General features: G+C 52.1%; 21 protein-coding genes. 12 read left to right on the top strand and 9 right to left on the bottom strand.

Features of this window, described 5'->3' with window-relative positions; all coding sequences use genetic code 11:
* Positions 1 to 278 precede the first annotated feature (278 nt).
* Positions 279 to 1,862 carry a UbiD family decarboxylase gene (locus NSP04_RS06480; RefSeq protein ID WP_257511529.1) on the top strand — a complete coding sequence of 528 codons (1,584 nt, stop codon included), beginning with the start codon at positions 279 to 281 and terminating at the stop codon, positions 1,860 to 1,862.
* Here NSP04_RS06480 and NSP04_RS06475 read toward each other — a convergent pair.
* From NSP04_RS06475 to NSP04_RS06455, 5 genes are all read right to left on the bottom strand, one after another.
* The gene (locus NSP04_RS06475) at positions 1,840 to 2,259 is read right to left on the bottom strand and encodes a hypothetical protein (protein ID WP_257511528.1); all 420 of its coding nucleotides are present in this window, start codon (positions 2,257 to 2,259) and stop codon (positions 1,840 to 1,842) included. The genes NSP04_RS06480 and NSP04_RS06475 overlap by 23 nt on opposite strands.
* Positions 2,256 to 2,669, bottom strand: a complete 414-nt coding sequence (locus NSP04_RS06470) for a phage holin family protein (protein WP_257511527.1) — start codon at positions 2,667 to 2,669, stop codon at positions 2,256 to 2,258. Before NSP04_RS06470 ends, NSP04_RS06475 begins: the two co-directional genes overlap by 4 nt.
* Before the next feature lie 8 nt (positions 2,670 to 2,677).
* Positions 2,678 to 2,980 carry an ElaB/YgaM/YqjD family protein gene (locus NSP04_RS06465; protein ID WP_257511653.1) on the bottom strand — a complete coding sequence of 101 codons (303 nt, stop codon included), beginning with the start codon at positions 2,978 to 2,980 and terminating at the stop codon, positions 2,678 to 2,680.
* A 94-nt stretch (positions 2,981 to 3,074) separates the two neighbouring features.
* Positions 3,075 to 4,514, bottom strand: coding sequence for a D-alanyl-D-alanine carboxypeptidase/D-alanyl-D-alanine endopeptidase (gene dacB / locus NSP04_RS06460; RefSeq protein WP_257511526.1), 1,440 nt, complete (start codon positions 4,512 to 4,514; stop codon positions 3,075 to 3,077).
* 117 nt (positions 4,515 to 4,631) lie between these two features.
* Positions 4,632 to 5,216, bottom strand: coding sequence for a hypothetical protein (locus tag NSP04_RS06455; protein WP_257511525.1), 585 nt, complete (start codon positions 5,214 to 5,216; stop codon positions 4,632 to 4,634).
* A 366-nt stretch (positions 5,217 to 5,582) separates the two neighbouring features.
* Here NSP04_RS06455 and NSP04_RS06450 point away from each other — a divergent pair, with 366 nt between their 5' ends.
* The 3 genes from NSP04_RS06450 (at position 5,583) to NSP04_RS06440 (ending at position 9,496) form a co-directional block, all read left to right on the top strand.
* Positions 5,583 to 7,451, top strand: coding sequence for a DEAD/DEAH box helicase (locus tag NSP04_RS06450; RefSeq protein WP_257511524.1), 1,869 nt, complete (start codon positions 5,583 to 5,585; stop codon positions 7,449 to 7,451).
* 138 nt (positions 7,452 to 7,589) lie between these two features.
* Positions 7,590 to 8,960 (top strand): chloride channel protein, encoded by a 1,371-nt coding sequence (locus NSP04_RS06445; RefSeq protein ID WP_257511523.1) that lies wholly within the window; start codon positions 7,590 to 7,592, stop codon positions 8,958 to 8,960.
* Positions 8,957 to 9,496 carry an OmpA family protein gene (locus tag NSP04_RS06440; protein WP_257511522.1) on the top strand — a complete coding sequence of 180 codons (540 nt, stop codon included), beginning with the start codon at positions 8,957 to 8,959 and terminating at the stop codon, positions 9,494 to 9,496. Before NSP04_RS06445 ends, NSP04_RS06440 begins: the two co-directional genes overlap by 4 nt.
* Here NSP04_RS06440 and NSP04_RS06435 read toward each other — a convergent pair.
* Positions 9,475 to 10,143, bottom strand: coding sequence for a response regulator transcription factor (locus NSP04_RS06435; protein WP_257511521.1), 669 nt, complete (start codon positions 10,141 to 10,143; stop codon positions 9,475 to 9,477). The two genes, NSP04_RS06440 and NSP04_RS06435, sit on opposite strands and share 22 nt — an antisense overlap.
* Entirely contained in the window at positions 10,130 to 12,121 is a 1,992-nt protein-coding gene (locus NSP04_RS06430) for a two-component system sensor histidine kinase NtrB (protein WP_257511520.1), read from the bottom strand. The genes NSP04_RS06435 and NSP04_RS06430 overlap by 14 nt, the downstream gene beginning before the upstream one ends.
* Before the next feature lie 112 nt (positions 12,122 to 12,233).
* Here NSP04_RS06430 and NSP04_RS06425 point away from each other — a divergent pair, with 112 nt between their 5' ends.
* Positions 12,234 to 13,265 carry a TRAP transporter substrate-binding protein gene (locus NSP04_RS06425; RefSeq protein WP_257511519.1) on the top strand — a complete coding sequence of 344 codons (1,032 nt, stop codon included), beginning with the start codon at positions 12,234 to 12,236 and terminating at the stop codon, positions 13,263 to 13,265.
* A 46-nt stretch (positions 13,266 to 13,311) separates the two neighbouring features.
* Here NSP04_RS06425 and NSP04_RS06420 read toward each other — a convergent pair whose 3' ends face one another.
* The gene (locus tag NSP04_RS06420; protein WP_257511518.1) at positions 13,312 to 14,169 is read right to left on the bottom strand and encodes a peroxiredoxin family protein; all 858 of its coding nucleotides are present in this window, start codon (positions 14,167 to 14,169) and stop codon (positions 13,312 to 13,314) included.
* Between the two features lie 202 nt (positions 14,170 to 14,371).
* Between NSP04_RS06420 and NSP04_RS06415 the strand changes: the two genes are divergently transcribed.
* The 4 genes from NSP04_RS06415 (at position 14,372) to NSP04_RS06400 (ending at position 18,836) form a co-directional block, all read left to right on the top strand.
* Positions 14,372 to 14,662, top strand: a complete 291-nt coding sequence (locus NSP04_RS06415; RefSeq protein ID WP_257511517.1) for a co-chaperone GroES — start codon at positions 14,372 to 14,374, stop codon at positions 14,660 to 14,662.
* Between the two features lie 30 nt (positions 14,663 to 14,692).
* Complete coding sequence (gene groL, locus NSP04_RS06410) at positions 14,693 to 16,339, top strand: chaperonin GroEL (protein WP_257511516.1); 1,647 nt, start codon at positions 14,693 to 14,695, stop codon at positions 16,337 to 16,339.
* Positions 16,340 to 16,697: 358 nt separating this feature from the next.
* Complete coding sequence (locus NSP04_RS06405; RefSeq protein ID WP_257511515.1) at positions 16,698 to 16,949, top strand: type B 50S ribosomal protein L31; 252 nt, start codon at positions 16,698 to 16,700, stop codon at positions 16,947 to 16,949.
* 102 nt (positions 16,950 to 17,051) lie between these two features.
* The gene (locus NSP04_RS06400) at positions 17,052 to 18,836 is read left to right on the top strand and encodes an ArnT family glycosyltransferase (RefSeq protein WP_257511514.1); all 1,785 of its coding nucleotides are present in this window, start codon (positions 17,052 to 17,054) and stop codon (positions 18,834 to 18,836) included.
* A 1-nt stretch (position 18,837) separates the two neighbouring features.
* Here the strand turns inward: NSP04_RS06400 and orn are convergent, their stop codons facing one another.
* Positions 18,838 to 19,461: an oligoribonuclease gene (orn, locus tag NSP04_RS06395; RefSeq protein WP_257511513.1), complete on the bottom strand. Its 624-nt coding sequence runs from the start codon at positions 19,459 to 19,461 to the stop codon at positions 18,838 to 18,840.
* Between the two features lie 92 nt (positions 19,462 to 19,553).
* Between orn and NSP04_RS06390 the strand changes: the two genes are divergently transcribed.
* The 3 genes from NSP04_RS06390 to rsgA are packed head-to-tail and all read left to right on the top strand — an operon-like array spanning position 19,554 to position 22,172.
* The gene (locus tag NSP04_RS06390) at positions 19,554 to 20,810 is read left to right on the top strand and encodes a M48 family metallopeptidase (protein ID WP_257511512.1); all 1,257 of its coding nucleotides are present in this window, start codon (positions 19,554 to 19,556) and stop codon (positions 20,808 to 20,810) included.
* On the top strand, positions 20,807 to 21,187 hold the full coding sequence (locus NSP04_RS06385) for a 4a-hydroxytetrahydrobiopterin dehydratase (protein ID WP_257511511.1): 381 nt from the start codon (positions 20,807 to 20,809) through the stop codon (positions 21,185 to 21,187). Before NSP04_RS06390 ends, NSP04_RS06385 begins: the two co-directional genes overlap by 4 nt.
* Complete coding sequence (gene rsgA, locus NSP04_RS06380; protein WP_257511510.1) at positions 21,180 to 22,172, top strand: ribosome small subunit-dependent GTPase A; 993 nt, start codon at positions 21,180 to 21,182, stop codon at positions 22,170 to 22,172. Before NSP04_RS06385 ends, rsgA begins: the two co-directional genes overlap by 8 nt.
* Positions 22,173 to 22,176: the final 4 nt, after the last annotated feature.

Below are 22,176 nucleotides of genomic sequence, written 5' to 3'. Positions count from 1 at the left end.
AAGATGAAGTTAGGTTGACTCAAGTTCCCTTGAGTTTTGCCCTCCAACTGCGTTTGTGTGACAGAGCTTGTATCTGTCATTAAGCTGAGCGGATTCTAGGGTCAACCTGCTCTAGGGTCAATCCAAAATCTGGTAGAGTCGTTCTACTCAAAACAGTTCCACACCCCCAAAACCACGTCTTATGCGCTTTTGGGGGGCTTGAAAAAGCCTTCTAGGTGTGGGTTGTTACATCTTGTGAACTGTTCCATCCGGACCACAAATAGGCAGTTTTTTTCACAATGCGATACAAAAACCTTCGAGACTTCATTGATTTGCTCTACAAAGAAGGGGAACTTCAACGTGTCCCGGAATCGGTCAGCCCACATCTGGAAATGACCCACCTTTGCGACCGAGTACTGCGCGCAGAAGGCCCTGCATTGCTATTTGACGCGCCCAAAGGCTACAAATACAGGGTATTGGGCAATCTGTTTGGCACGCCAAAGCGTGTGGCAATGGGCATGGGTGCCAGCAATACAGAGGCTTTGCGGGAAATTGGACGCACGTTGGCCTATTTAAAAGAACCTGAACCCCCAAAAGGTATGCGAGACGCGCTGGACAAGTTGCCGTTGGTGAAGCAGGTTTTATCCATGGCCCCGAAGGTGGTCAGCAAAGCACCTTGCCAGGACAATGTGATTGAAGGCCCAGATGTCGACCTAAACCAAATCCCAATCTGGACTTGCTGGCCTGACGATGCTGCCCCCTTGCTTACCTGGGGTTTGGTTGTAACGAAAGGCCCGAACAGGAAACGCCAAAACCTGGGCATTTACCGCCAACAACAGGTGGGCAAAAACAGGTTAATCATGCGCTGGCTAGCCCACCGTGGCGGTGCGCTCGATTTCCGCGACCATGCATTAAAGTACCCAGGCCAGCCCTTCCCAATTTCAGTGGCACTGGGTGCAGACCCGGCCACCATTTTAGGTGCCGTTACACCAGTGCCCGATACCTTGTCGGAATACCAGTTCGCGGGCTTGTTGCGTGGCAGCCGTACCGAACTGATCGCCTGCAAGGGCAATGAACTGCAGGTACCCGCCGAAGCGGAAATGGTGCTTGAAGGCCATATTTACCCCTACGACCACCCCATTGCCGTGAAAGCACGCCAAGGCCGAAGCGATGGGCAGGTGCCTGAACTTCGGGAAGGCGTTACCGTGCTGCGTGAACCACCGCCAGTGCCCAGCTATTTAAAAGGCTGGGACTGCGCGCTGGAAGGCCCTTATGGCGACCACACTGGCTACTACAACGAGCAAGACTGGTTCCCTGTGTTTACCGTAGACCGCATTACCCTGCGAGACGATGCGATTTACCACAGCACTTACACGGGTAAACCGCCTGATGAACCTGCAGTGCTGGGCGTGGCCTTGAACGAAGTGTTCGTGCCGATTCTGCAAAAACAGTTTCCGGAGATCGTGGACTTTTATCTGCCACCAGAAGGCTGCAGCTACCGCATGGCCGTAATTTCAATGAAGAAAGCTTATGCAGGGCATGCCAAGCGCGTGATGATGGGCGCGTGGAGCTTTTTGCGCCAGTTCATGTACACCAAGTTTATTGTGGTGGTCGACGACGACGTGAATGCACGTGACTGGAAAGAGGTAATTTGGGCGATCACCACCCGCATGGACCCGGTTCGCGACACAGTCTTGATTCAAAACACACCCATTGATTACCTGGATTTTGCAAGCCCGGTCAGTGGATTAGGCGGAAAAATGGGTCTGGATGCCACCAACAAGTGGCCAGGAGAAACCACCCGGGAGTGGGGCCGAAGCATTCAGCCCGACCCCAAGCTCGACGAGCGCGTTCGAGAACTTATGAGTCGCTTGGGTTTGTAGAAGTAACAGAATCATTCGGTAAAGCGCGAGGTGCCCATGGGCTCCTCGTTTGAAACCAAAATGTACCCAAAGCCAAAACTGCCGCGCCCAGGCCCGCTTTCAATGCAACTTTAGCAATGGGTGCGCTAAACCGCAGCAAGACTGAAGAAGCCACCATGCCCAACAAAGGGTATTTTCTCAGCCCTTCTTGTACTCGCGGACCGCCAAAGCTGGCCAATGGCCCCAAAGCCCGCATATTGCGCCGCCCCAGCCAACCACTGAATTGCTTGAACACATTCACCCAAGCGAAACCTGCGCGAAGGTCTTGAACATTCGCACCCATTTCCATTCGCTCAAGCTCGGCCTTCATCATGAGCAATTCCTTTTTCGCTTCCAGGGCATTGAATTTTTTGCTCATGATTGGCCCCGGGAGGAATTGGCTGAAGCATCAGCGGCCAAACTGTTCAAAACAGCCTGCTTGTCGCGGCCCAATTCAGCGATGGTGGCTTCAAACAAGGGAGGTTGGGCGGCAAGTGTGTCTTTCAACTTCATGTAAAAGTACGCACCCATCACCAAATAAAAAGCAATGCAAGCAGCAATTGCAATGTATCGGTAAGTATCCCAGGCCAACACAATGACCAAAACGCAAATCATCAGCGAGGCGAACGCCAATGCAAGCGCCGTCAACAAAGACCAAAGCACTGTTTGTACTGTGCTTTGGCGAGCCTGGGCCAATTCAACACCGGCCAACTCAAGGCGGGTTTGGCCCATGCCCAACAAGCTGACCACAACGCGCTTGAAAGCAGACCTGGAGTTTGAATTCAGCACAGCGTGCTCTAGCGGCGGTTAATGATTAAACCCAGCACGAAGCCCACTGCTGCGGCCACACCCACTGCTTTCCAGGGATTGTCGTGTACATAATCATCGGTGGCGCGCGCTGCTGCCTTGCCTTTTTCAACAACTGCCGATTGTGCGTCTTGCATCACTTCTTTGGCACGGCGCAAGCTCACCAAAGCCTTTTCACGCAGTTCAACTGCGCGTTCGCCAGAAGAAGATGCGGCCGCTTTCAACAAATCTTCTGCATCGCTCAAAACAATTTTCATGTCGCTAAACAGCTTCTCTTTGTTGTTGTCCATAATTGTGACCTCATGCTGGTTGTTAAAAGTAATGGTTCAGTCTAACAAAGGAAAACCCAGATTTGGCAAGGCTTGCGGGCAAGCTCCTAAATTTTGCCTATTGTGACTCCGCTCTGTAAAGAAATTCCAGCAAGCTTTCCATGGGAACCCAGCTGTCCCAAGCCTTTGGACTTTTCACCAAAATACCGACAGCCCACATCTGCCCTTCTCGGTCTCTCAGGTACCCGCCCAGTGAGCGGACACCGTTCAAACTACCAGTTTTCAAATAGGCAAATCCAGCCACATTGTTCACACGTCGATTCAAGGTTCCGTCGGCACCTGCACGCGGAAAACTGGCCAGAAAATCAGGAAAGTCCGAGCGAGTCGCCATGTAGCGCAAAAACTCGGTCAGGCCTTTGGCATCAATTCGGGTATTGCGGGAAAGCCCAGACCCGTTTTCAAAAAACCAATCTTGCGATGCTATGCCTTGGGTTCTCAACCATTCCTTCATTTGCTGATTGAACAACTCGGGCGTACCTGCAACTGCCAACTCCAAATGGCGAGCCATCACATTGCTCGACCATTTATTGATCTGCTTGACCAAATCACTTATTGGTTTGCCATAATGGGTGTACAAGGCAATTGTATTGACCGGGGTTATTCCCTTGATCACCTGGCCCCCTTGTGGGCCTGAAAATTTCCCACCCAATTGCACCCAGATTTCCTTGACCCACGACTCCCACAGCCAGTCTTGAACAGGCACGCGAATGGGAAGACGCGATTGACCACACTTGCGCGGGTAATTGCCCTTCACGGTTACCACGACGTTTTGCCCCGACTTGGCAAAATCAATTGACATGCCATTTTTCCACGCACCACACCCACCATTGGTCAAGTTGACCTCTGACACGAAAGCCCAGCCACGCGGTGCCTCCTCAGGCACCACCACCAAGGTATTTTCATTCAGTTTCAAATCAATCGACATGGCGCCAAAGTTCATCAACAACGCATCGGGTTGGGCGTGGTAAGCGCGGTGGGGTGCGTCGTCAAAAGCGTCGTCTTCTGCCAAACCCAAGCTGGGCATTTGTTCGCTGAATGCCGAATCATCAAGAACCACGGGGCCATTGATGACGTCCACGCCCTTGGTTCTGAGTTGGCGCAGCGACGACCACAAGTCGCCTGTTAAAAATGCCGGGTCGCCGCTGCCTTTGATGTACAGAGCGCCATTGAGCACTCCGTCGACGGGTTCAGCCCCCACATGAAAACCTGTTTTGAATCGATAGGTTGATTCCAGCGCCTGCAAAGCCAATCCCGTGGTGAACACCTTGGCCACTGAAGCCGGGTTCACCAACTGAGTGGACCCATGTGAATAAGCTTGGGGGTTGCGTTTCACAAAAGGCGCAATCGGCAGCGCATAAGCTGTGAATTCATTATTGGCGATGCCTTTTTTTACAAAGCTTTGTGTAACCGCTGAGGGAAAGGCACGCGTGGTTGGATCGGGCGTATTGGCCCAGCTAAATTGGGCCAGAGTCAGGCCGATCAGCAGAACAAACGTCAAAGAAAGTTGATGAGAAACAGAGCTGGGAATACCAAGTGGCACGCTGCAAATCCTGAAAGTTGATCGTGAACTTTCAGGATATCACCCACGTCACCTTACACAATGTGCAGCGATCAATCAGGTGTGTTTCTTGGGATCTTTCTTGCGCTCCCAAGGACGTGCAGGTAGATCTTGCGCTGGCGCTTTTTCGGTAGCCGGCTCTTCGGTCAAAGTAGCTGGTTCGGGTAAGTCATCTTCCACCTTGCCAGCGGCCACCTCCGGTTGGGGCGTTACATTAGCAGGCGATTCGACACCTTTGGGCACCCATCGCTGTCGGCCTTGCGCCAATGGTACTGTTTCCAGCGATTCACCCGCAGGCTCGGTTCCGGCAGTCTGCTCAGGCGCCGCCAGCGCACCTTGGTTCATCGATGTCGGCTCGGGCTTGAATGCCGAATTTCGTATTTCGGGTTTCACCACATCCAAGCCATTGGCAATCATGTAGTCATTCATTTCGCGCCAACCTTCAAACACCCCAGATTGGTAAGTGTTCGGATTCATGGTGAAACAATCCTCAAGCGCGCGGCCTGAATGCCGACATGCGGCACCCACCGCTTTGCTGTCTTCGATCGACAGCTTGCCATCCAGCCCGGGAATCTGCGATAGATCGCACGAGCTCAACATGGTTGCCGCGCTGGCAACCATCAATATTTTCAGTTTTTTCATAACCCGGTCCTGTCCTGATTGACTACCTCTGTAGGTGATAACGTCCGGATCCAGGAAATATTGATAGGCAAATGGTGTGACCGTGGTGTTTTTCTTCTAATTGATGCTTTATTCACAATCTTCCCTTGTGCATTGCACACAAAACCAGTAGACTTCGGTCCAGATTGCAAATCAACGGGTCGTTTTCACGATTTCACCATTGGACCGCGTTGGGTTGCCTTTGTTGGCACATGCTCTTGAAGCTGTGCTTTGCCCATCGCCGCCAGTTCTCTTGCGACCATCCGGAACAACAATGTTCCCAGCCGCGTCGTCTTATTTCTGTTCGTCGATGAATTTTTAAGTCCACATCGAATTGGAACTTTTATCATGTCTATGTCATTTGATGACATGGGTCTTGCCGCGCCTTTGCTGCAAGCCCTGAACGCTTTAAACATTACTGCCCCTACACTCGTACAACAAGAAGTCGTGCCCCTTGGCAAAGACGGCGGCGACCTTATGGTTTCCAGCCAAACTGGTAGCGGCAAAACTTTTGGTTTCCTGCTGCCCGTTATGCACCGCATGATGACTGGCGAACAAAGCCCCATGGAAATGATGGCTGGCCCGGAATGCCTGGTACTGTGCCCAACCCGTGAACTGGCCCAACAGGTTAGTCAAGACGCCATCAACCTGGTGAAATTCACCAAGGGTGTTCGCGTGGCAACTGTGGTTGGCGGCATGCCTTACGGCAAGCAAATGGCCAGCCTGCGTGGCGCACGTATTGTAGTTGGTACACCTGGCCGCTTGCTCGACCTGGCCCAGCAAGGCAAGTTGAATTTGAGCACCGTAACCACTCTGATCGTTGACGAAGCAGATCGTATGCTTGACCTTGGCTTCTCTGAAGACCTGGAAGCAATCGACCACCTGTGCGGCAACCGCATTCAAACCCTGATGTTCTCTGCCACCTTTGCCAAGCGCATTATTGGTTTGGCTGAAAACATCATGAACAACCCAAAGCGCATTGAAATGGCCGCGCAAAACGAAGCCAACACAGATATTTCGCAGAAATTGATGTGGGCTGACAACCGTGGCCACAAGCGCAAGCTGCTGAACCATTGGCTGGAGCACCCAGACATGGTGCAAGCCGTTGTGTTTACAAGCACACAAATTGACGCTGAAAACCTGGCCCGCGACTTGGCAGATGAAGGTGTTCGCGCTTGCGCCCTGCACGGTGGCATGCCACAGGTAGTACGTAACCGCCGTTTGGCCAGCGTTCGCAAAGGCGACATCAAGGTATTGGTTGCAACAGATGTTGCGGCCCGTGGCCTGGACGTGCCTGCAATTTCACACGTAATCAACTACGGCATGCCCATGAAGTCGGAAGACTATGTGCACCGCATCGGCCGTACTGGCCGTGCCGGCCGCAGTGGCGTGGCAGTTACCCTGGCTGAAGCCTGCGACATCATCAGTGTTCGTGGCATTGAGCGTTTCATCAATTCACGCATTCCTGAAGAGCAGGTTGAAGGTCTGGAGCCACGTGGCAACTTCACACAGGCACCACGCGGCGGCAAGCCAAGCGGTGGCCGTGGTCGTTCAGGTGGTGGCGGTTACGCTGGCAACAGCGGTGGCCGTTCAGAAGGCCGCAGTTTCGGTGGTGGCGAGCGCAAATCGTACGGCGACAAGCCAGCTTTTGGCGAGCGCAAGTCATATGGCGACAAGCCAGCTTTCGGAGAACGCAAGTCATATGGCGACAAGCCAGCTTTCGGTGAACGCAAGTCATTTGGTGACAAGCCATTCGGTGACCGCAAGCCCTTCGAAGCACGTGAAGAGCGTAGCTTTGGTGATCGCAAGCCTTTTGTTCAAGGCGAAGAGCGTAGTTTCGGCGACCGCAAACCTTTCGGTGATCGCAAGCCTTACGGCGACAAGCCTGCTTTCGGTGACCGTAAGCCCTTCGGCGAGCGCAAATCATTTGGCGACAAGCCATTCGGTGAACGCAAATCATTTGGTGACAAACCTTCGTTCGGTGACCGCAAGCCTGCCGGTTTTGGCGGTAACTCGGATGCACCTAAAAAATGGAACCGCGACGTAGAACGCCCAAGCTTCCCACGTTCAGAAGAACGTGCACGCCCAGCATTCCGCGCCGAAGGTGCCGCTGCTCCATCAGGCCCCAAGCGTGAACACGCTTCGGGTGCCCGCAAGGAAAATGCTGCACGCAATATGGGTGACCGTGGTGGCTTCAGCCGCCGCCGCGCCGGCTAAATTTTAGCCAGCTAACCCAGTTAAGTTGCTTTTCGGGGGAAACCCCGACTAAAACCCTCAGTTGAAAGACTGAGGGTTTTTTGTTTTTATGCGACAATTTGAGGGTTGCTCACCAACCGAATCAGGAAACCACTCACAGTGCGGCCGAATTCAAAAAACAAGTGGCTTGCGCAAGGCGCTCGACTGTCCCGTTTCATGGCCGACCGGGGCATGATTGTCTCGGTAATTTATATATTCTCACTGCTGGTCGGCTTGTTGGCTGTAGGTTTCGCTTGGATGTCCGACTTCGCGGGTGAATGGAACAAAGAACTGTTCGCCGAGCACATGTGGATTGCATTGCTGCTTCCACCAGTTGTATTCCCGGCAGCACTGTGGCTGGTCAACACCATCTTCTGGGGGTCGGGCGGCAGCGGCATTCCGCAGGCCATCAAGGTAACCAAACACCCCTCGCCCCGCCTGATCAACCGACTTCTCGGGCCACGCGCTTTTCTGGGCAAATTGTTGATTACTCCTTTCGTGATTGCAGCCGGCGCAGCCGCAGGTCGTGAAGGCCCCACAGTACAAATTGGTGCGGCGTTAATGGCCTACGCAGGCAGGTTCCCCAACATCGCCAAGCTTTTCGACACACGCTCATTGATTATTGCAGGCGGCGCGGCCGGGGTGGCTGCTGCGTTTAATACGCCACTGGGCGGATTGATGTTCGCTTTTGAGGAACTGGGGCGCCGCAAGACCATGCGCCACACGTCAGCCCTGCTCATGGCCATTGTGCTGGCTGGTTTGGTGGCGTTGATTTTACAAGGCAACTATTCTTATTTCGGTTATTCCAATGCCACCATTGATTGGGGTCAAGAATGGCTTGTTATTTTCACCCTGGCCATTCTTACCGGCATTGTTGGCGGACTTTACGGCCGCAGCATGTTGATTTTGGTGTCGCGCACCAGCTACCTGGGGGGCTTGCGTAGCCGTTTCCCTTACCGCTTTGCGGCAGGATGCGGTGTAGTTCTTTCACTGATGGCTTTGGTGTTTGGCGCTGAAGTATTTGGTGCAGGCTACGAAGAAACCAAAGCGGCACTACAAGACAGCGAAGAACTTTCGCCCATGTTCTGGCTGACCAAGATGGTGGCCACTGTGGTGTCATTTGCAAGCGGTGTGCCGGGCGGTGTTTTCTCTCCCACGCTTTCAATTGGTGCTGGCTTCGGTCATTTTTTTGCAGAACTGACCAACAGTGAAACCGCCCCATTGATGCTCCTGGCAATGGTGGGTGTTTTGTCCGCTGTTACACACTGCCCAATCACTGCGTTCGTGATTGTGCTGGAAATGGTCGACAACCACGACCTGGTCATGCCTCTGATTTTTGTGTCCGCCATTTCAACCCAGGTCAGCAAACGCATTTTGCCTGCATCGATTTATCACTTGCTGGCCAATCAAATCAAAGTGAGTTTTGCCCAAGCTGAGCCTGCGCCCACTACCGTTACTCCGGACAACACTGTTGAAGGTCCAAAAAAATGAAAGGCTGGTTTGCCAGCCTTGGTGTTGCGGCGTGTTTGCTCGGGCCAAACGCAGCTCAAGCTGTGGAGAACGCCTTGCAGAAGCTGAGCGATCCAGGTTTGCACTGCGGAAGTGAACCTTCTTTTGATTTGTTCAATGGGGTAATGAATGCGCTTTCGGAACCTCAAAGCACCGCAGCAGAATTAACGCTGCGGCGCGAGGACCGAACGCTTGAGTTATTGATTCATTTTAAGAAAGGAGAAAGCGAAATACCACCAGACTGCTTGCCCAAGCTACATGCGTTGAATGACGCCACCAAAACTGGCAAATCAGGCCCAATCCTTATTCGCTCAAGCACACGCGCCGAAGGGAGCACCGAACTGGATCTAGCCTTGGCCAGCCAAAGACTTGACGCCTTACAGAACTACCTGCGCGACAACAGATTGGCTCGCAGGGCCTTTGTGCTTGAATTGCATCCCGAAACGTCTAGCCCACTGTTTGGCGAAGCAATTGCCCTGCCCAACGTGGTCGAGGTCTATTCCAGCCCGGCCAATTGATCAAAGCCCAGGCGGTCGCTAAGTCGACTTAGCAAGGTGGCCAGTTCAGCGGCGGACCGAACTTTCAACTTGTCGAAAACATTCGCTCGATGAACCTCGACGGTTCTCATGGATATATCGAGATCAGAGGCAATGACCTTGTTCAGCTTGCCTTTGGCTACCAGAAACATCACTTCCCTTTCACGCGGTGAAAGACGGTCAATTCTTTCTGACCACTGCTTCAATACTTCCAGATTGACCAGGTATTCGCCCGATTTTTGCAAAGCTTGTTTTACGCGCTCAATCAAGCGTTGGTCTGTGGTGGGTTTTTCGTAAAAATCGAAGGCACCATTTTTCACAGACTCGACTGCAGTGGAAATATCGCCATGACCTGTAAGGAAAATAACTGGCAGTCGATCAAGGCTGTAACCAGAACGCTTCAGCCACTCAAACACTTCGAGTCCAGACATGTCGGGCATGCGTAGGTCCAGCAACAAACAGAGCGCGGCATCGCTATTTACGTGTTCATCAAGTCCATTTTTGAATGCATCAAACGTGGCATAGCCTTGCATGGGCAGATCCACAGTTTCGAACATCCACTTCATGCCCTCGCGCAAATCATCGTCGTCATCAAGCAACAATACCTGCACTTTTTTAATTGACTCCAACTGATTGTTCCCCTTCCATGGATTCTTTTACCGCCATCGGCAAATCCATTGTAAAGCAGGTGCCCCCGGTAGGAACGGCCTCAGCCTTTAAACGCCCGCCATGTGATTCGGCCACTGACCTGCAAAGGCTTAAGCCCAAGCCTAGACCATCCGGCTTGGTTGAAACAAGCGACTCAAACATTTTGTTGGCGTTGTTCAGTGTCAAGCCCGGCCCATCATCACGCACTGAAAGTTCGAACGAATTGTCGAGAACCCGGGTTCTAATCCAAACATTGCGAATGCGCTGCGAGGCCATGAAGGCCTCCGATGCATTTTTCACCAAATTCACCAAAGCCTGTTCTACCATGATGCGGTCAATGTGCAGCATGAAGTCTGGCGTTCCGATGTCAAAATGCAAACGGACCTGGTGGAGCATGGCTGTGGAATTCACCATGAATCGAATGGAATCGATAAGATCCGCGACTCGCACATTTTCTCGCATGGGGCGACGCTTTCGTACCAGGTTCTGAACCGAACCTACCACTCGCCCTGCCCGCTGAGCCTGATCGCGAAGTTTTTCAAACAACTGCGCGTACATTTCGATGCTGGCGCCACGCTGGCTCAAATTCATGCCGGCCTGCGCATACGACACCATGGTGGCCAGTGGCTGGTTAAGTTCATGCGCAATGTTCGATGCCACCTCGCCCACCAAGGCAAATCTGGAAGCCGACTGAAGTTTTTCTTGCTGCTCGGCGATCAAAGACTCGGATCGTTTGCGGTCAGTGATGTCAATCACCGAACTCATCCAGCCCGTGTGCACGCCACGACCATCCTTCAGTGGCGCCTCAACGATCAGCACATCAATCAAGCGGCCACTTTGGTGTTGATACACCGTCTCAAACCCTTCGGGTGGGGCGTTGCCCGAAATGACATCGGCAACAAGTCGTTTGTATTCTTCCGCGCTTTTACTGGGCCAATAAGGCAAAGGCTGAGGAATCCCGATCAAATCTTCGGGCTTGTACCCGACCATATTGCAAAAAGCTGGGTTCACATAGCGAATGAAACCTTGAAGATCCCAGACACGCAAGCCCACCGCCATCGAGTCTTGCATCGATTGCCGAAACAGTTTTTCTTCTTCCAGACGAGCTTCAATTTCAAGTCGGCGCCGGGAATCACGCCACAACATGATGAAGCTGAGCAGCAGTAAAAGCAGTAAAAACGCCAATGCGCCGGTAATACCATAGTTGAACAATCGAGGGCCTTCCTGAATGCTGTCGACCCTTAGTTGGAATTGGAGCCCTCCCAGTTCCAAAGAAGTGGTGTGCACATACACCCCTGCCCCCGGGCTGGCCTTTACCAAGCGAGACAAAATGGCACCACTGGCGTCGAGCAGTTCAACCTGGTTGTCTTGCGCAAACCACCACGGCAACTCCTTTTCAAGCATCAGATCCAGATCCAGCAATCCCACTGTAACCGCATCGCCACGCTGCGCCACACTGACGCTGGCCGCATAGTTTTTGCCCTGAAAAAGAAATGGCCCCACCAAGCCGCCCAGCCGAGATTCCACGCGCTGCCGAACTGCTCCAGAAATTAATTGACGAGCCGTTTCAAGGTCGAGATCATCAAAGTTCTCATCCAGATTCACCAATGGACTTAATTCAGGACCACGAAAAACCGCCACGAGTTCGCCTGAACTTCGACCAAGCTGATTCACACTGCTTGCCAGGCGGTCGGAAGGATAAATCAGCGAATCATTGGTCAAAGCCTGGAGTGAATTGATTAGGCCCCCCACTTGAAACTGGATGTTTTGACGAGCCCACAATGCGTCAGCAATCAGTTTCGACTGACTTTCGTCACGTTCATCTTGCTGAGCGTAGTAAACTGCGGCGACCATCAAGGCCATTAAGAGTAAGAACACAAGGACCGGCACACCAAAGCGCAACGCCTGGCGACGCTTGATTTTTTTCAGATTGGGGGCGTTGGGGACGAACACTTGCATGGCAGGATAGTGCCATGAATTATCAGGAATATTTCAGCGATGTGGAAACCCACAATGGTGGCTCTGGTCTTACTCTGGAATTTTCATTAAATACATACCCTCGGTCCATACCATGAATTATTTGTCAGCACTTGGTCTTCTGTTCGGGCTCGCCCTGTTTGGCGCTGGTGCTGCAACCGCGGCTCCACCCATTGTTATTCGGTTCAGCCACGTAGTAGAAGACAATACACCCAAGGGAATCGCCGCTTTGGAGTTTAAAAGACTGGTTGAGGAACGAACCCGCGGAAAGGTAAAGGTGCAGGTTTACCCCAACTCCTCTTTGTACAAAGACCGCGAAGAACTTGAGGCATTGCAATTGGGAGCCGTTCAAATGCTGGCCCCTTCACTGGCGAAATTCGGCCAGCTGGGAATGCGTGATTTCGAGGTGTTCGATCTGCCCTATATTTTTCCGAACCGGCAAGTGCTAAAAGCGGTTACTCAAGGTGAAATTGGGCGAGAACTGCTCGCTCAACTGGAAGACAGAGGAATTTTGGGTTTGGCATACTGGGACAATGGTTTTAAGGTAATGAGTGCAAACACACCCATTCGACTGCCTGTAGACCTGAAGGGCAAACGCATGCGCATTCAACCCTCAAGGGTTCTGGAAGCGCAAATGGAGGCTTTGGGTGCAACCCCAATTCCTTTGGCTTTTTCAGATGTACACACGGCATTGGAATCGGGCTTGGTCGACGGCACCGAAAATCCGCCCTCAAACTTGTACTCCAAGAAAATGCATGAGGTGCAGAAACACGTGGCAGTCACCAACCATGGTTACTTGGGCTACGCAGTGATAGTGAATCGCAAGTTCTGGAACAGCCTGCCAGCCGACATTCGTGCCACACTTGAACGAAGTCTGGTCGACGCCACTCGTAAAAATGACGAAGAGGCTGAAAAGCTGAATTCGCAAGCTTTGAACAAAGTGCGGGAATCGAAAAACACAACGGTCTTGAATCTGGACGCTGCCGAATTGCAAGCTTGGCGAAAAGCGCTAGAACCTGTCCACCGAAAAATGGAAAGCAGAATCAATAAAGATCTGATCAGTCGGATCCGAAAAGCGGCGGCCATTCAAGCCGCAGCAGCCGCAGCCAGTGCCGATGTTCGATAAATAGCGCTGCCGCTGCATCGCGTTCGCAGCGTTTGTATGCCAGATACTACCCCTCTTGACTTGCCAACTTTTGTCTAGCAACTTCTAGAAACTGCTCAGGTTGGGGTCGAACCCGGTAATTGGAAGTTTGGTCGGAATACACAATTCGACCATGCTTGTTGATCATCAACACGGTGGGCAGTGCCGTGTCTTCGCCATGCCCAAGCGACTTCAAACCAAAGGGCACTCCATTGGCATGCACTAGGTTCAGCTTCTTGCTGGCCTTGAAATCCGCATCAACGAAAAACTGCATGGGCACATCGAATCGCTTGGCCAATTCCAGGGTTTTATGTTCAGGTTGTGGACTGATCAATGCAACTTTTACACCGAGGCGATCAAGGTCGATGTAGCGCCCTGCCACCTCGCCAATTTGGGTCATGCACAATGGACACCAATTGCCCCGATAAAAAATCAACAACCAGGCTGAACCCTTGAATTGTTCACTTGTGAATACATTGCCTTCCAAAGTCGTCAGTTCAAACATGGGCAACTTTTCGCCTTCATTCAGCATGGCATTGCTGCGATCGCCCAAATGGGAATACCAAAAAATATAAGCAATGCTGCCAAAGAAAAGCAGGTTACCGATGACAAGCGGCCAAGGATTGGCTTCCATGCCGGGGTCAGTCAAAACCAAAGCGATGCCCATCAGGTTGGTGGCCATCAGCAAATGTAAATTGCGCGAGGTGCGCGCGCGCCTTCGCATAAACATCCAGACAAATAAATAGAAGTTGGGCAAGGCCAATACAAAAACACCCATCCAACCCGCGCCCAAGGGGCTGTGCCAACTCATGGTGGCAACATGCAGCAAACTTAAATTAATCAGAAGCAGGAAAAGGACAATAAACACAGACTTGGCTTTATTCATTCTTGTTGGTGTGGGTTGAATCGAGCCCTAGTGTAAACAAAACAGACTGACACCCCGCTTGCAGACAACTTTTTTTCACCATGCCCCTTGAAATACACGGCACCCACCCCTATTATTAGCACTCGATGACGGCGAGTGCTAACAAAGCACCCGTCAGTTGACCAAGCAATTCAATTTAAAGACAAATTTAGGAGTGGTATCCATGAACATTCGTCCGTTGCATGATCGCGTGATCGTGAAGCGTCTCGACAGCGAGCGCACTACAGCATCTGGCATCGTTATTCCAGAAGCCGCCGCCGAGAAGCCTGATCAAGGTGAAGTGATTGCAGTAGGCCCAGGCAAACGTGATGACAGCGGCAAGCTGATCAGTATGGATGTCAAGGTTGGCCAGCGCGTGTTGTTCGGCAAGTATGCAGGCCAGGCCATCAAGGTAGATGGCAAGGAAGTACTGGTTATGCGCGAAGAAGACATCATGGGCGTTATTGAAGCCTAATTACAAAGAATTCAAGAGGAAGATCAAATCATGGCAGCTAAAGAAGTATTTTTCGGCGACGACGCACGCAGCCGCATGGTGCGTGGCGTAAACATTCTGGCCAATGCAGTAAAAGTAACTTTGGGCCCACGTGGCCGCAATGTGGTTCTTGAGCGTTCATTCGGCTCACCCACCATCACCAAAGACGGCGTTTCTGTTGCCAAAGAAATCGAACTGAAAGACAAGTTCGAAAACATGGGCGCACAGATGGTGAAAGAAGTGGCTTCACGCACTTCAGACAACGCAGGTGACGGCACAACAACAGCCACAGTTCTGGCACAAGCGATTGTGAAAGAAGGCATGAAGTTTGTAACCGCCGGCATGAACCCAATGGACCTGAAGCGCGGTATCGACAAGGCAGTAACTGCGGCAATCGTTGAATTGCGCACGCTGTCAAAGCCCTGTGCCACCACCAAGGCAATTGCCCAAGTGGGTTCAATTTCCGCCAACAGCGACGAGTCCATCGGCAACATCATCGCTGAAGCCATGGAAAAAGTGGGCAAGGAAGGCGTAATTACAGTTGAAGACGGCAAAAGCCTGGACAACGAGCTGGACGTGGTTGAAGGCATGCAGTTTGACCGCGGCTACCTGAGCCCTTACTTCATCAACAACCAGGAAAAGCAGGTTGTTGCGCTGGACAACCCCTTCGTGCTGTTGCACGACAAGAAAATCAGCAACATTCGTGACCTGCTGCCTACCCTGGAACAGGTTGCCAAAGCTGGCCGCCCACTGTTGATTGTTGCTGAAGACATCGAAGGCGAAGCCTTGGCGACTTTGGTTGTGAACAACATTCGCGGCATTTTGAAAACTTGTGCAGTGAAGGCACCCGGTTTCGGCGACCGCCGCAAAGCCATGCTGGAAGACATCGCCATTTTGACTGGTGGCGTTGTGATTGCTGAAGAAACCGGCATGAGCCTGGAAACTGTAACCCTGGAACACCTGGGTCAGGCCAAGCGCATTGAAGTGGGCAAAGAAAACACCATCATCATCGACGGTGCAGGCGAAGGCGCAAACATCGAAGCACGCGTAAAGCAGATTCGCGGCCAGATCGAAGGGTCTTCCTCTGATTACGACCGTGAAAAGCTGCAAGAGCGCGTGGCCAAATTGGCTGGCGGTGTTGCCGTAATCAAGGTTGGTGCAGCCACTGAAGTTGAAATGAAAGAAAAGAAAGCGCGTGTTGAAGACGCCCTGCACGCCACGCGCGCAGCGGTGGAAGAAGGCATTGTGCCAGGCGGCGGCGTAGCCTTGTTACGCGCCCGTGCGAAAATCGAAGGCTTGAAGGGTGCAAACCCTGACCAGGATGCAGGCATCAAGATTGTTCTGCGTGCCATGGAAGAGCCATTGCGCATGATCGTGACCAACGCAGGCGAGGAATCATCTGTAGTGGCCAACAATGTGATGGCTGGCGAAGGCAACTACGGCTATAACGCAGCCACTGGCGAGTATGGCGACATGGTCGACATGGGTGTTTTGGATCCAACCAAAGTAACCCGCACTGCATTGCAAAATGCAGCGTCGATCGCCTCCTTGATGTTGACCACCGATTGCATGGTGGCAGACGCAGCCGATGACAAGCCTTCTGCACCTGACATGGGTGGCATGGGCGGAATGGGTGGTATGGGCGGCATGGGCATGTAATTGTCCCTGTTACCTGTTGCCAGGCATTCTTTGCTTGAAGACAGAGCCGCTGGCTGGGTGTGAACCGGGCCAGCGGTTTTTTATTGCACCTTTGGTTTGTCGATCAGTTGGTATCGACGCCTTGATCCGTTTGAATGCCACATCACCTCGCCTGTTCCAAGCAAGGATCATCAAGCCGGAATCAGAAGCATTGCAAAGGCGAGGTGATGTGGCTTTGGAAATGCCGGACAAGAGAAGCTTGCGACTTTTCCTTGACCAACCCAAAAGGTGAATCTATAATTTGCGGTTATCTAATCAACCAGCAAGTGACTCGACCCTGTCATCAATGACCGTCGGGTTGGCTGCAACGGAGAATCTCATGAAAGACGGCATTCACCCAAATTACCGCGAAGTTTTGTTCGTGGACATGTCCAACGGCTTTAAATTCATTTGCCGCTCTACTGCACCCAGCCGCGAAAACGGCGAACACGAGGGCAAGGAATACCCAATGATTAAATTGGACGTGAGCTCTGAATCTCACCCCTTCTACACTGGCGCGCAGAACACCATCGTGGACACCGCCGGTCGCGTTGAGAAATTCCGTCGCAGGTTCGATCGTTTCAAGAAGTAATTGGTGGACAAGGCGCAATGCTTTGTGAACCCCAAGAAGTGATGACGCAAAGGCAGCTCAGTAAAACTGGCTGCCTTTTGTTTTTACGGACACAATAAGAATATGGTCATTACCGCAGCCAACAACACCCGTTTGTCGCGCAGGCTCCTGTGGGGCCTCATTCTGCTTTACATTTTGCCGGGGCTGTTTGCGCGCAGCCCTTGGAAACCAGACGACGCCGCCGGCTTCGGACAAAGCTTCACACTGACCCAGTTGCCATTTTCTGAATGGGCCCTGTCTTCAATCGGCGATCGCCTTTATGTGGAGGGTGGTTTGTTGTCAGCCTGGCTTTCAGGCTTGTTAGGCAAGCTTGCCGTGGCTTTGAACCTACCCTACAACTGGCTTGACGACGCCATGCGAATGGGCAATGTATTCTGGATGATCTTGGCAGGCTGGGCTATCTGGAACACCACCTACCGCCTGGCCAAACGCGTCGAGTTACAACCCGAAGACCCACTGGGCACCGCACCCACCCGCGTGGACTATGCGCGCGCCGTAGCGGATGCCTCGGTGCTGTGCTTTTTGGGCACACTTGGCCTGTTGGTGCGCTCACACATGCAAGTGCCGGAAGTGGCAGAACTGGCAGGCATTTCAATCATGTTGCTGGGCGCTGTTCGTTCTCTTGATCGTCCAATCGGCGCGGGCTGGATGATTGGCGCAGGCATTGCAATTGCCTTCTTCGCACGAGGTTGGGCGCATTGGTTGCCCTTCCTGTTGATGCTGCTGCTAAGCTCGACTACCCACAGTTCATTGCGCTTTGGTCTACTTCGGCGAATGACCCGTGCTGCAACGGTGTTCGCAATTCCCTTTGCCATTTGGTTCTTTTGGCTAATGAGCCAAAAGAACGGTGAAATATGGTGGAATGCCTGGAATGAATGGAACGTGCGGCGCTTTCTGATTCTTGACCCCACCAAGTCTTTCGGCTTCGAAGACTTGGTGATCACGTTGAAAACCCTGACCTGGTTTTTGTGGCCAATCTTGCCTATGGCTTGCTGGACAATTTGGCGTTATCGCAACGCCTTAAGCGAACCATCCATTCGAATCCCATTGGCAGGTGCACTTGCGGGCGTGCTGGTGCTTTTCATCACCAATCCGGCCGATGAAGCGAATTACTTTCCCCTTCTGGCACCTCTCTCAGTGCTTGCGGCCATCGGCTTGTCCACCATGAAACGTGGGTTGATCAGCCTGATCGACTGGTTTGCAGTGCTGTGGTTTACCTTTGCCGCCGTGTTGGTGTGGTTGGGCTGGACAGCCGCCACATTTGGTTTTCCAGCAAAAATTGCCTCAAATTTCGAGAAACTTTCGCCAGGCTATGTTCCCGATGTAATTGGCCTGGAATTGGCCCTGGCCTTGATGGCCAGCTTTGCCTGGGTCAAGCTGATTATTTGGCGCACAGCATCGGGCAGCCGCGCACTGTGGCGCCCCATGGTGTTAACCACTGGTGGCGTCATCTTGTTGTGGCTGTTGATGATGACACTGTGGATTCCAAGAATTGACTACGCCAAAAGTTTTAAAGCTTTGGGGGAATCAATTACCGTTGCAGTGGCAGGCCACCCGCAAACAACGGGTAAGGGATGTGTAGCCGACTACAATTTGGGCTATGCGCAAAGGGCTACCCTGCAATATCACACAAGTGTAGATTTCACCCGCAAAGGTCAGTTTAAGGAAGCTGCGGAATGTGACTTCCTGCTGCTGCAGGATGACACGCGGCAAGGCCTGAAAATCAAGGTTGAGTTCGAGGCAAAGGCGTCTGAACGCTGGGAATTGGTCTGGACTGGCAATCGAAATTCAGACCGCCATGAATTTTTCTTTTTGTATGCCCGAACCGGGGAAGTGCAAGAAAAGTGACTTACGCTGCCGAGGCTGCCGAATCAGCTTTCACTTCGGGCGGAACGATAAAATGCTCGCGGTAAAAGCGCAGTTCGTCGATTGATTCGTGAATGTCTGCCAAGGCAGTGTGTTTGGTTTTCTTGATGAACTTGCGCGCAGTGGTCGGGTTCCAGCGCTTGCACAATTCTTTCAGCGTGCTCACATCCAGGTTGCGATAGTGAAAGTAGGCTTCAAGTTTGGGCATGTACTTGGCCATGAAGCGGCGGTCTTGGCAAATGCTGTTGCCGCACATGGGACTTTTGCCAGGACCAATGTATTTGGTCAGAAATTCAATCAATAAATCTTCAGCCTGCGCTTCATCAATCGTTGATTCTTTCACGCGTGCCGTCAGCCCCGATTTGCCGTGGGTGCTGGTGTTCCAGGCGTCCATACCAGCCAGAATGTCGTCGGCTTGATGAATCGCCAACACCGGGCCTTCTTCCAGTACATTCAATTCGCTGTCGGTTACCACCACCGCCACCTCAATGACCTTGTCATTGAAAGGGTCCAGACCTGTCATTTCCATGTCGACCCACACCAGGCGATTGTCATCGCGGGGAATCTTGATTTCATCGGGGGTGGAACTTGGCATGGCTTGTGACATAATTTGGCTGCGTGCTGAAGGTTGAATTTATTAGACAGCCTATTGTCTCACAGGCAGCTGAATTCAAATTAATCCAAGGGTGGTAGCAGGAAATGGTTTTTACTGAAGTATTTGTTGTGGCCGTGGTGTTAAGCGTTTCTCTTCGCCTGTATTTGGCTAGCCGCCAAGTGCGACACATTGCCATGAACCGGGCACAGGTGCCTGCGGAATTCAGAGACCAAATCAGCCTGCAAGACCACCAAAAAGCGGCAGACTATTCCATCGCCAAAACCCGCCTGGGCATGATCAATGTGTTCATCGAAGTGCTTGTTTTAATGGGATTTACTTTGCTGGGTGGGTTGCAGTGGATTCAAAGCTTCACCAGTACCAGTGCTGAAGGAATTCTGGCCGGCTTGTTGCTCATTGCTGTGGTCGGTTTGATCAGCAGTGTGATCGACCTGCCCCTGTCGTATTACAAACAGTTTGTACTCGAAGAACGCTTTGGCTTTAACCGCATGAAAAAAAGTTTGTTTGTCGGTGATTGGCTGAAAGGTTTACTGGTCGGTGCGTTAATTGGCGGCCCGCTTATATTTGCAGTGCTTTACCTGATGCGCGAAGCAGGCCAGCAGTGGTGGATCTACGCTTGGGCCCTTTGGTTTGGCTTTAGCCTGTTGTTGATGTGGCTGTTCCCAACAGTAATTGCGCCCATATTCAATAAATTCACCCCACTGGAAGATGGTGCAACCCGCCAGCGAATTTTGAGTTTGCTTCAGCGTTGTGGCTTTAATTCCAATGGTCTTTTTGTGATGGACGGCAGCAAACGCTCTAGCCACGGCAATGCCTATTTCAGTGGAATGGGCAAGGCCAAGCGCATTGTGTTTTTCGATACCCTGCTTTCGCGTTTGAATGACGATCAAATTGAAGCGGTACTGGCGCATGAGCTCGGCCACTTCAAGAAAAAACACATTTTGAAGCACTTGGTGTTTTCAGGTGTCGGTAGCCTTGTGATGTTTTTCGTATTGGGTCTGCTGGCCAACACACCCTGGTTTTTCACTGAACTGGGTGTGAACCCGGATTTTGCCAATGGTGCACAGGCCATGGCCTTGGTGCTGTTCATGATGGTGTTGCCATACTTCACATTCCCGATTCGCCCAGTGATGTCGTGGATGAGCCGCAAACATGAATTCGAGGCCGACGCCTACGCAGCCCAGCAAAGCGCACCCCAGCACTTGGTCAGCGCATTGGTGAAGTTGTATCAAGACAATGCATCAACCCTGACACCCGACCCCTTGCACTCCGCGTTTTACGACAGCCACCCACCGGCTTCCATTCGCATTAACAGACTGAATTCTTTGCAAGGCGCACAATGAGCACACCCCACCCCGTACGCCCCGTTTCAGACTGGTTACAAGTTACCTGCCAGCACTTGGGCGAAGGGCACGACTGGTCACCTGAAGAAATTGAACAGCAACTCGACGAATTTGAATACTGGTCAGTTGAATTCGATGAAAAAGGTGCGAAAGCCCGCGAACTGTGGCGACAGTATTCTTTCGCCAATTTTGAAGGCGTGAAACTTGCAGTGCACGCAATTACCCATCTAGCTGACGATGAAGACCACCACCCGGAAGTTACCTTTAACTTCAACCGTGTGAAAGTTCGATGGTTTACTCACAGCGCCGACGGCATTACCGACAACGATTGGGCCTGTGCCGCAAAACTTGATGATGCGCTGAAACACATTGGCTGATTCATCTCTTAACAAGGTGCGCGACACTCACCGGGCAAAACCAGCCAGCCACCATGGCAAGAATGCGCACAGCCCCGACCTGTTGAATGCCTTGGTGGTGGCCAGTTATGGCCGCCACTTTTTGGCACGCGACGAAGCGGGCACCATTTGGCAGGTGTACGGCAAAGGCAAGCGGCGTGAAGTTGCTGTGGGCGATGAAATTGTGATTCTGCCCAGCGGCGACAAACAAGCCTGGGTGGAAGACATTCAAACGCGCAAAAATTTGGTGTATCGATCGGATGCATTGAAAAGCAAAATGTTTGCGGCCAATCTGGACGGCGTTTTACTAATGCTGGCGGTTAGCCCGCCCTATTCCCCGGAACTGTTAGGCCGCACATTGACTGCCTGCAAACATGCCGATGTACCGCTAACCATTCTGTTCAACAAAGTCGATATTCTGGAAGGTGACCCGGAAACGTTGGGCGATGTAGAGCAGGAGCTGTTCGAAATGACTTTGGGCGACGTGCCCACTCATTACATCAGCGTGACTGAAAAACCCGAGGAAACTGAAAGCCTGCTGCGCCCGCTGCTAGAAGGCAAACGCACCTTGATTTTGGGGCAATCGGGCATGGGCAAATCGACACTCATCAATTTGTTGATTCCGGGTGCACTGGCGGCCACCAACGAAATTTCAATGGCCTTAAATGCAGGCAAACACACCACCACGCACACGCAAATGCATTTTGGTGAACAAGGTTTGGAACTGATCGACTCACCGGGCTTTCAGGCGTTTGGTTTGCACCACCTTTCTGAAGCCGATTTGTTGAATGCGTTTTCAGACCTGCGCGATGAAGGAAACAAGTGCCGTTTTGCCAACTGCCAGCACAAACGCGAGCCCGACTGCGCAGTAAAAAACGGTTTGGAAGATGGCACCCTAAGCCCAGCGCGTTACGAGTTGTATCAAATGCTGAAAGCAGAGCTTGAAGAAGCCCGTCAGAACTATTGAATTG

This window comes from Limnobacter parvus (genome assembly GCF_024623725.1).
GTDB classification, from domain to species: domain Bacteria; phylum Pseudomonadota; class Gammaproteobacteria; order Burkholderiales; family Burkholderiaceae_B; genus Limnobacter; species Limnobacter parvus.
The sequence above is the reverse complement of the archived record's forward strand: the minus strand, read 5'-3'. Positions and strand labels throughout refer to the sequence as shown.

Coding starts and splice junctions, on each gene's coding strand:
- NSP04_RS06480 (WP_257511529.1), top strand. CDS start 279: ATGCGATACAAAAACCTTCGAGACTTCATTGATTTGCTCTACAAAGAA.
- NSP04_RS06475 (WP_257511528.1), bottom strand. CDS start 2,259: ATGAGCAAAAAATTCAATGCCCTGGAAGCGAAAAAGGAATTGCTCATG.
- NSP04_RS06455 (WP_257511525.1), bottom strand. CDS start 5,216: ATGAAAAAACTGAAAATATTGATGGTTGCCAGCGCGGCAACCATGTTG.
- NSP04_RS06450 (WP_257511524.1), top strand. CDS start 5,583: ATGTCTATGTCATTTGATGACATGGGTCTTGCCGCGCCTTTGCTGCAA.
- NSP04_RS06440 (WP_257511522.1), top strand. CDS start 8,957: ATGAAAGGCTGGTTTGCCAGCCTTGGTGTTGCGGCGTGTTTGCTCGGG.
- NSP04_RS06430 (WP_257511520.1), bottom strand. CDS start 12,121: ATGCAAGTGTTCGTCCCCAACGCCCCCAATCTGAAAAAAATCAAGCGT.
- NSP04_RS06425 (WP_257511519.1), top strand. CDS start 12,234: ATGAATTATTTGTCAGCACTTGGTCTTCTGTTCGGGCTCGCCCTGTTT.
- NSP04_RS06420 (WP_257511518.1), bottom strand. CDS start 14,169: ATGAATAAAGCCAAGTCTGTGTTTATTGTCCTTTTCCTGCTTCTGATT.
- NSP04_RS06415 (WP_257511517.1), top strand. CDS start 14,372: ATGAACATTCGTCCGTTGCATGATCGCGTGATCGTGAAGCGTCTCGAC.
- groL (WP_257511516.1), top strand. CDS start 14,693: ATGGCAGCTAAAGAAGTATTTTTCGGCGACGACGCACGCAGCCGCATG.
- NSP04_RS06405 (WP_257511515.1), top strand. CDS start 16,698: ATGAAAGACGGCATTCACCCAAATTACCGCGAAGTTTTGTTCGTGGAC.
- NSP04_RS06400 (WP_257511514.1), top strand. CDS start 17,052: ATGGTCATTACCGCAGCCAACAACACCCGTTTGTCGCGCAGGCTCCTG.
- orn (WP_257511513.1), bottom strand. CDS start 19,461: ATGTCACAAGCCATGCCAAGTTCCACCCCCGATGAAATCAAGATTCCC.
- NSP04_RS06390 (WP_257511512.1), top strand. CDS start 19,554: ATGGTTTTTACTGAAGTATTTGTTGTGGCCGTGGTGTTAAGCGTTTCT.
- NSP04_RS06385 (WP_257511511.1), top strand. CDS start 20,807: ATGAGCACACCCCACCCCGTACGCCCCGTTTCAGACTGGTTACAAGTT.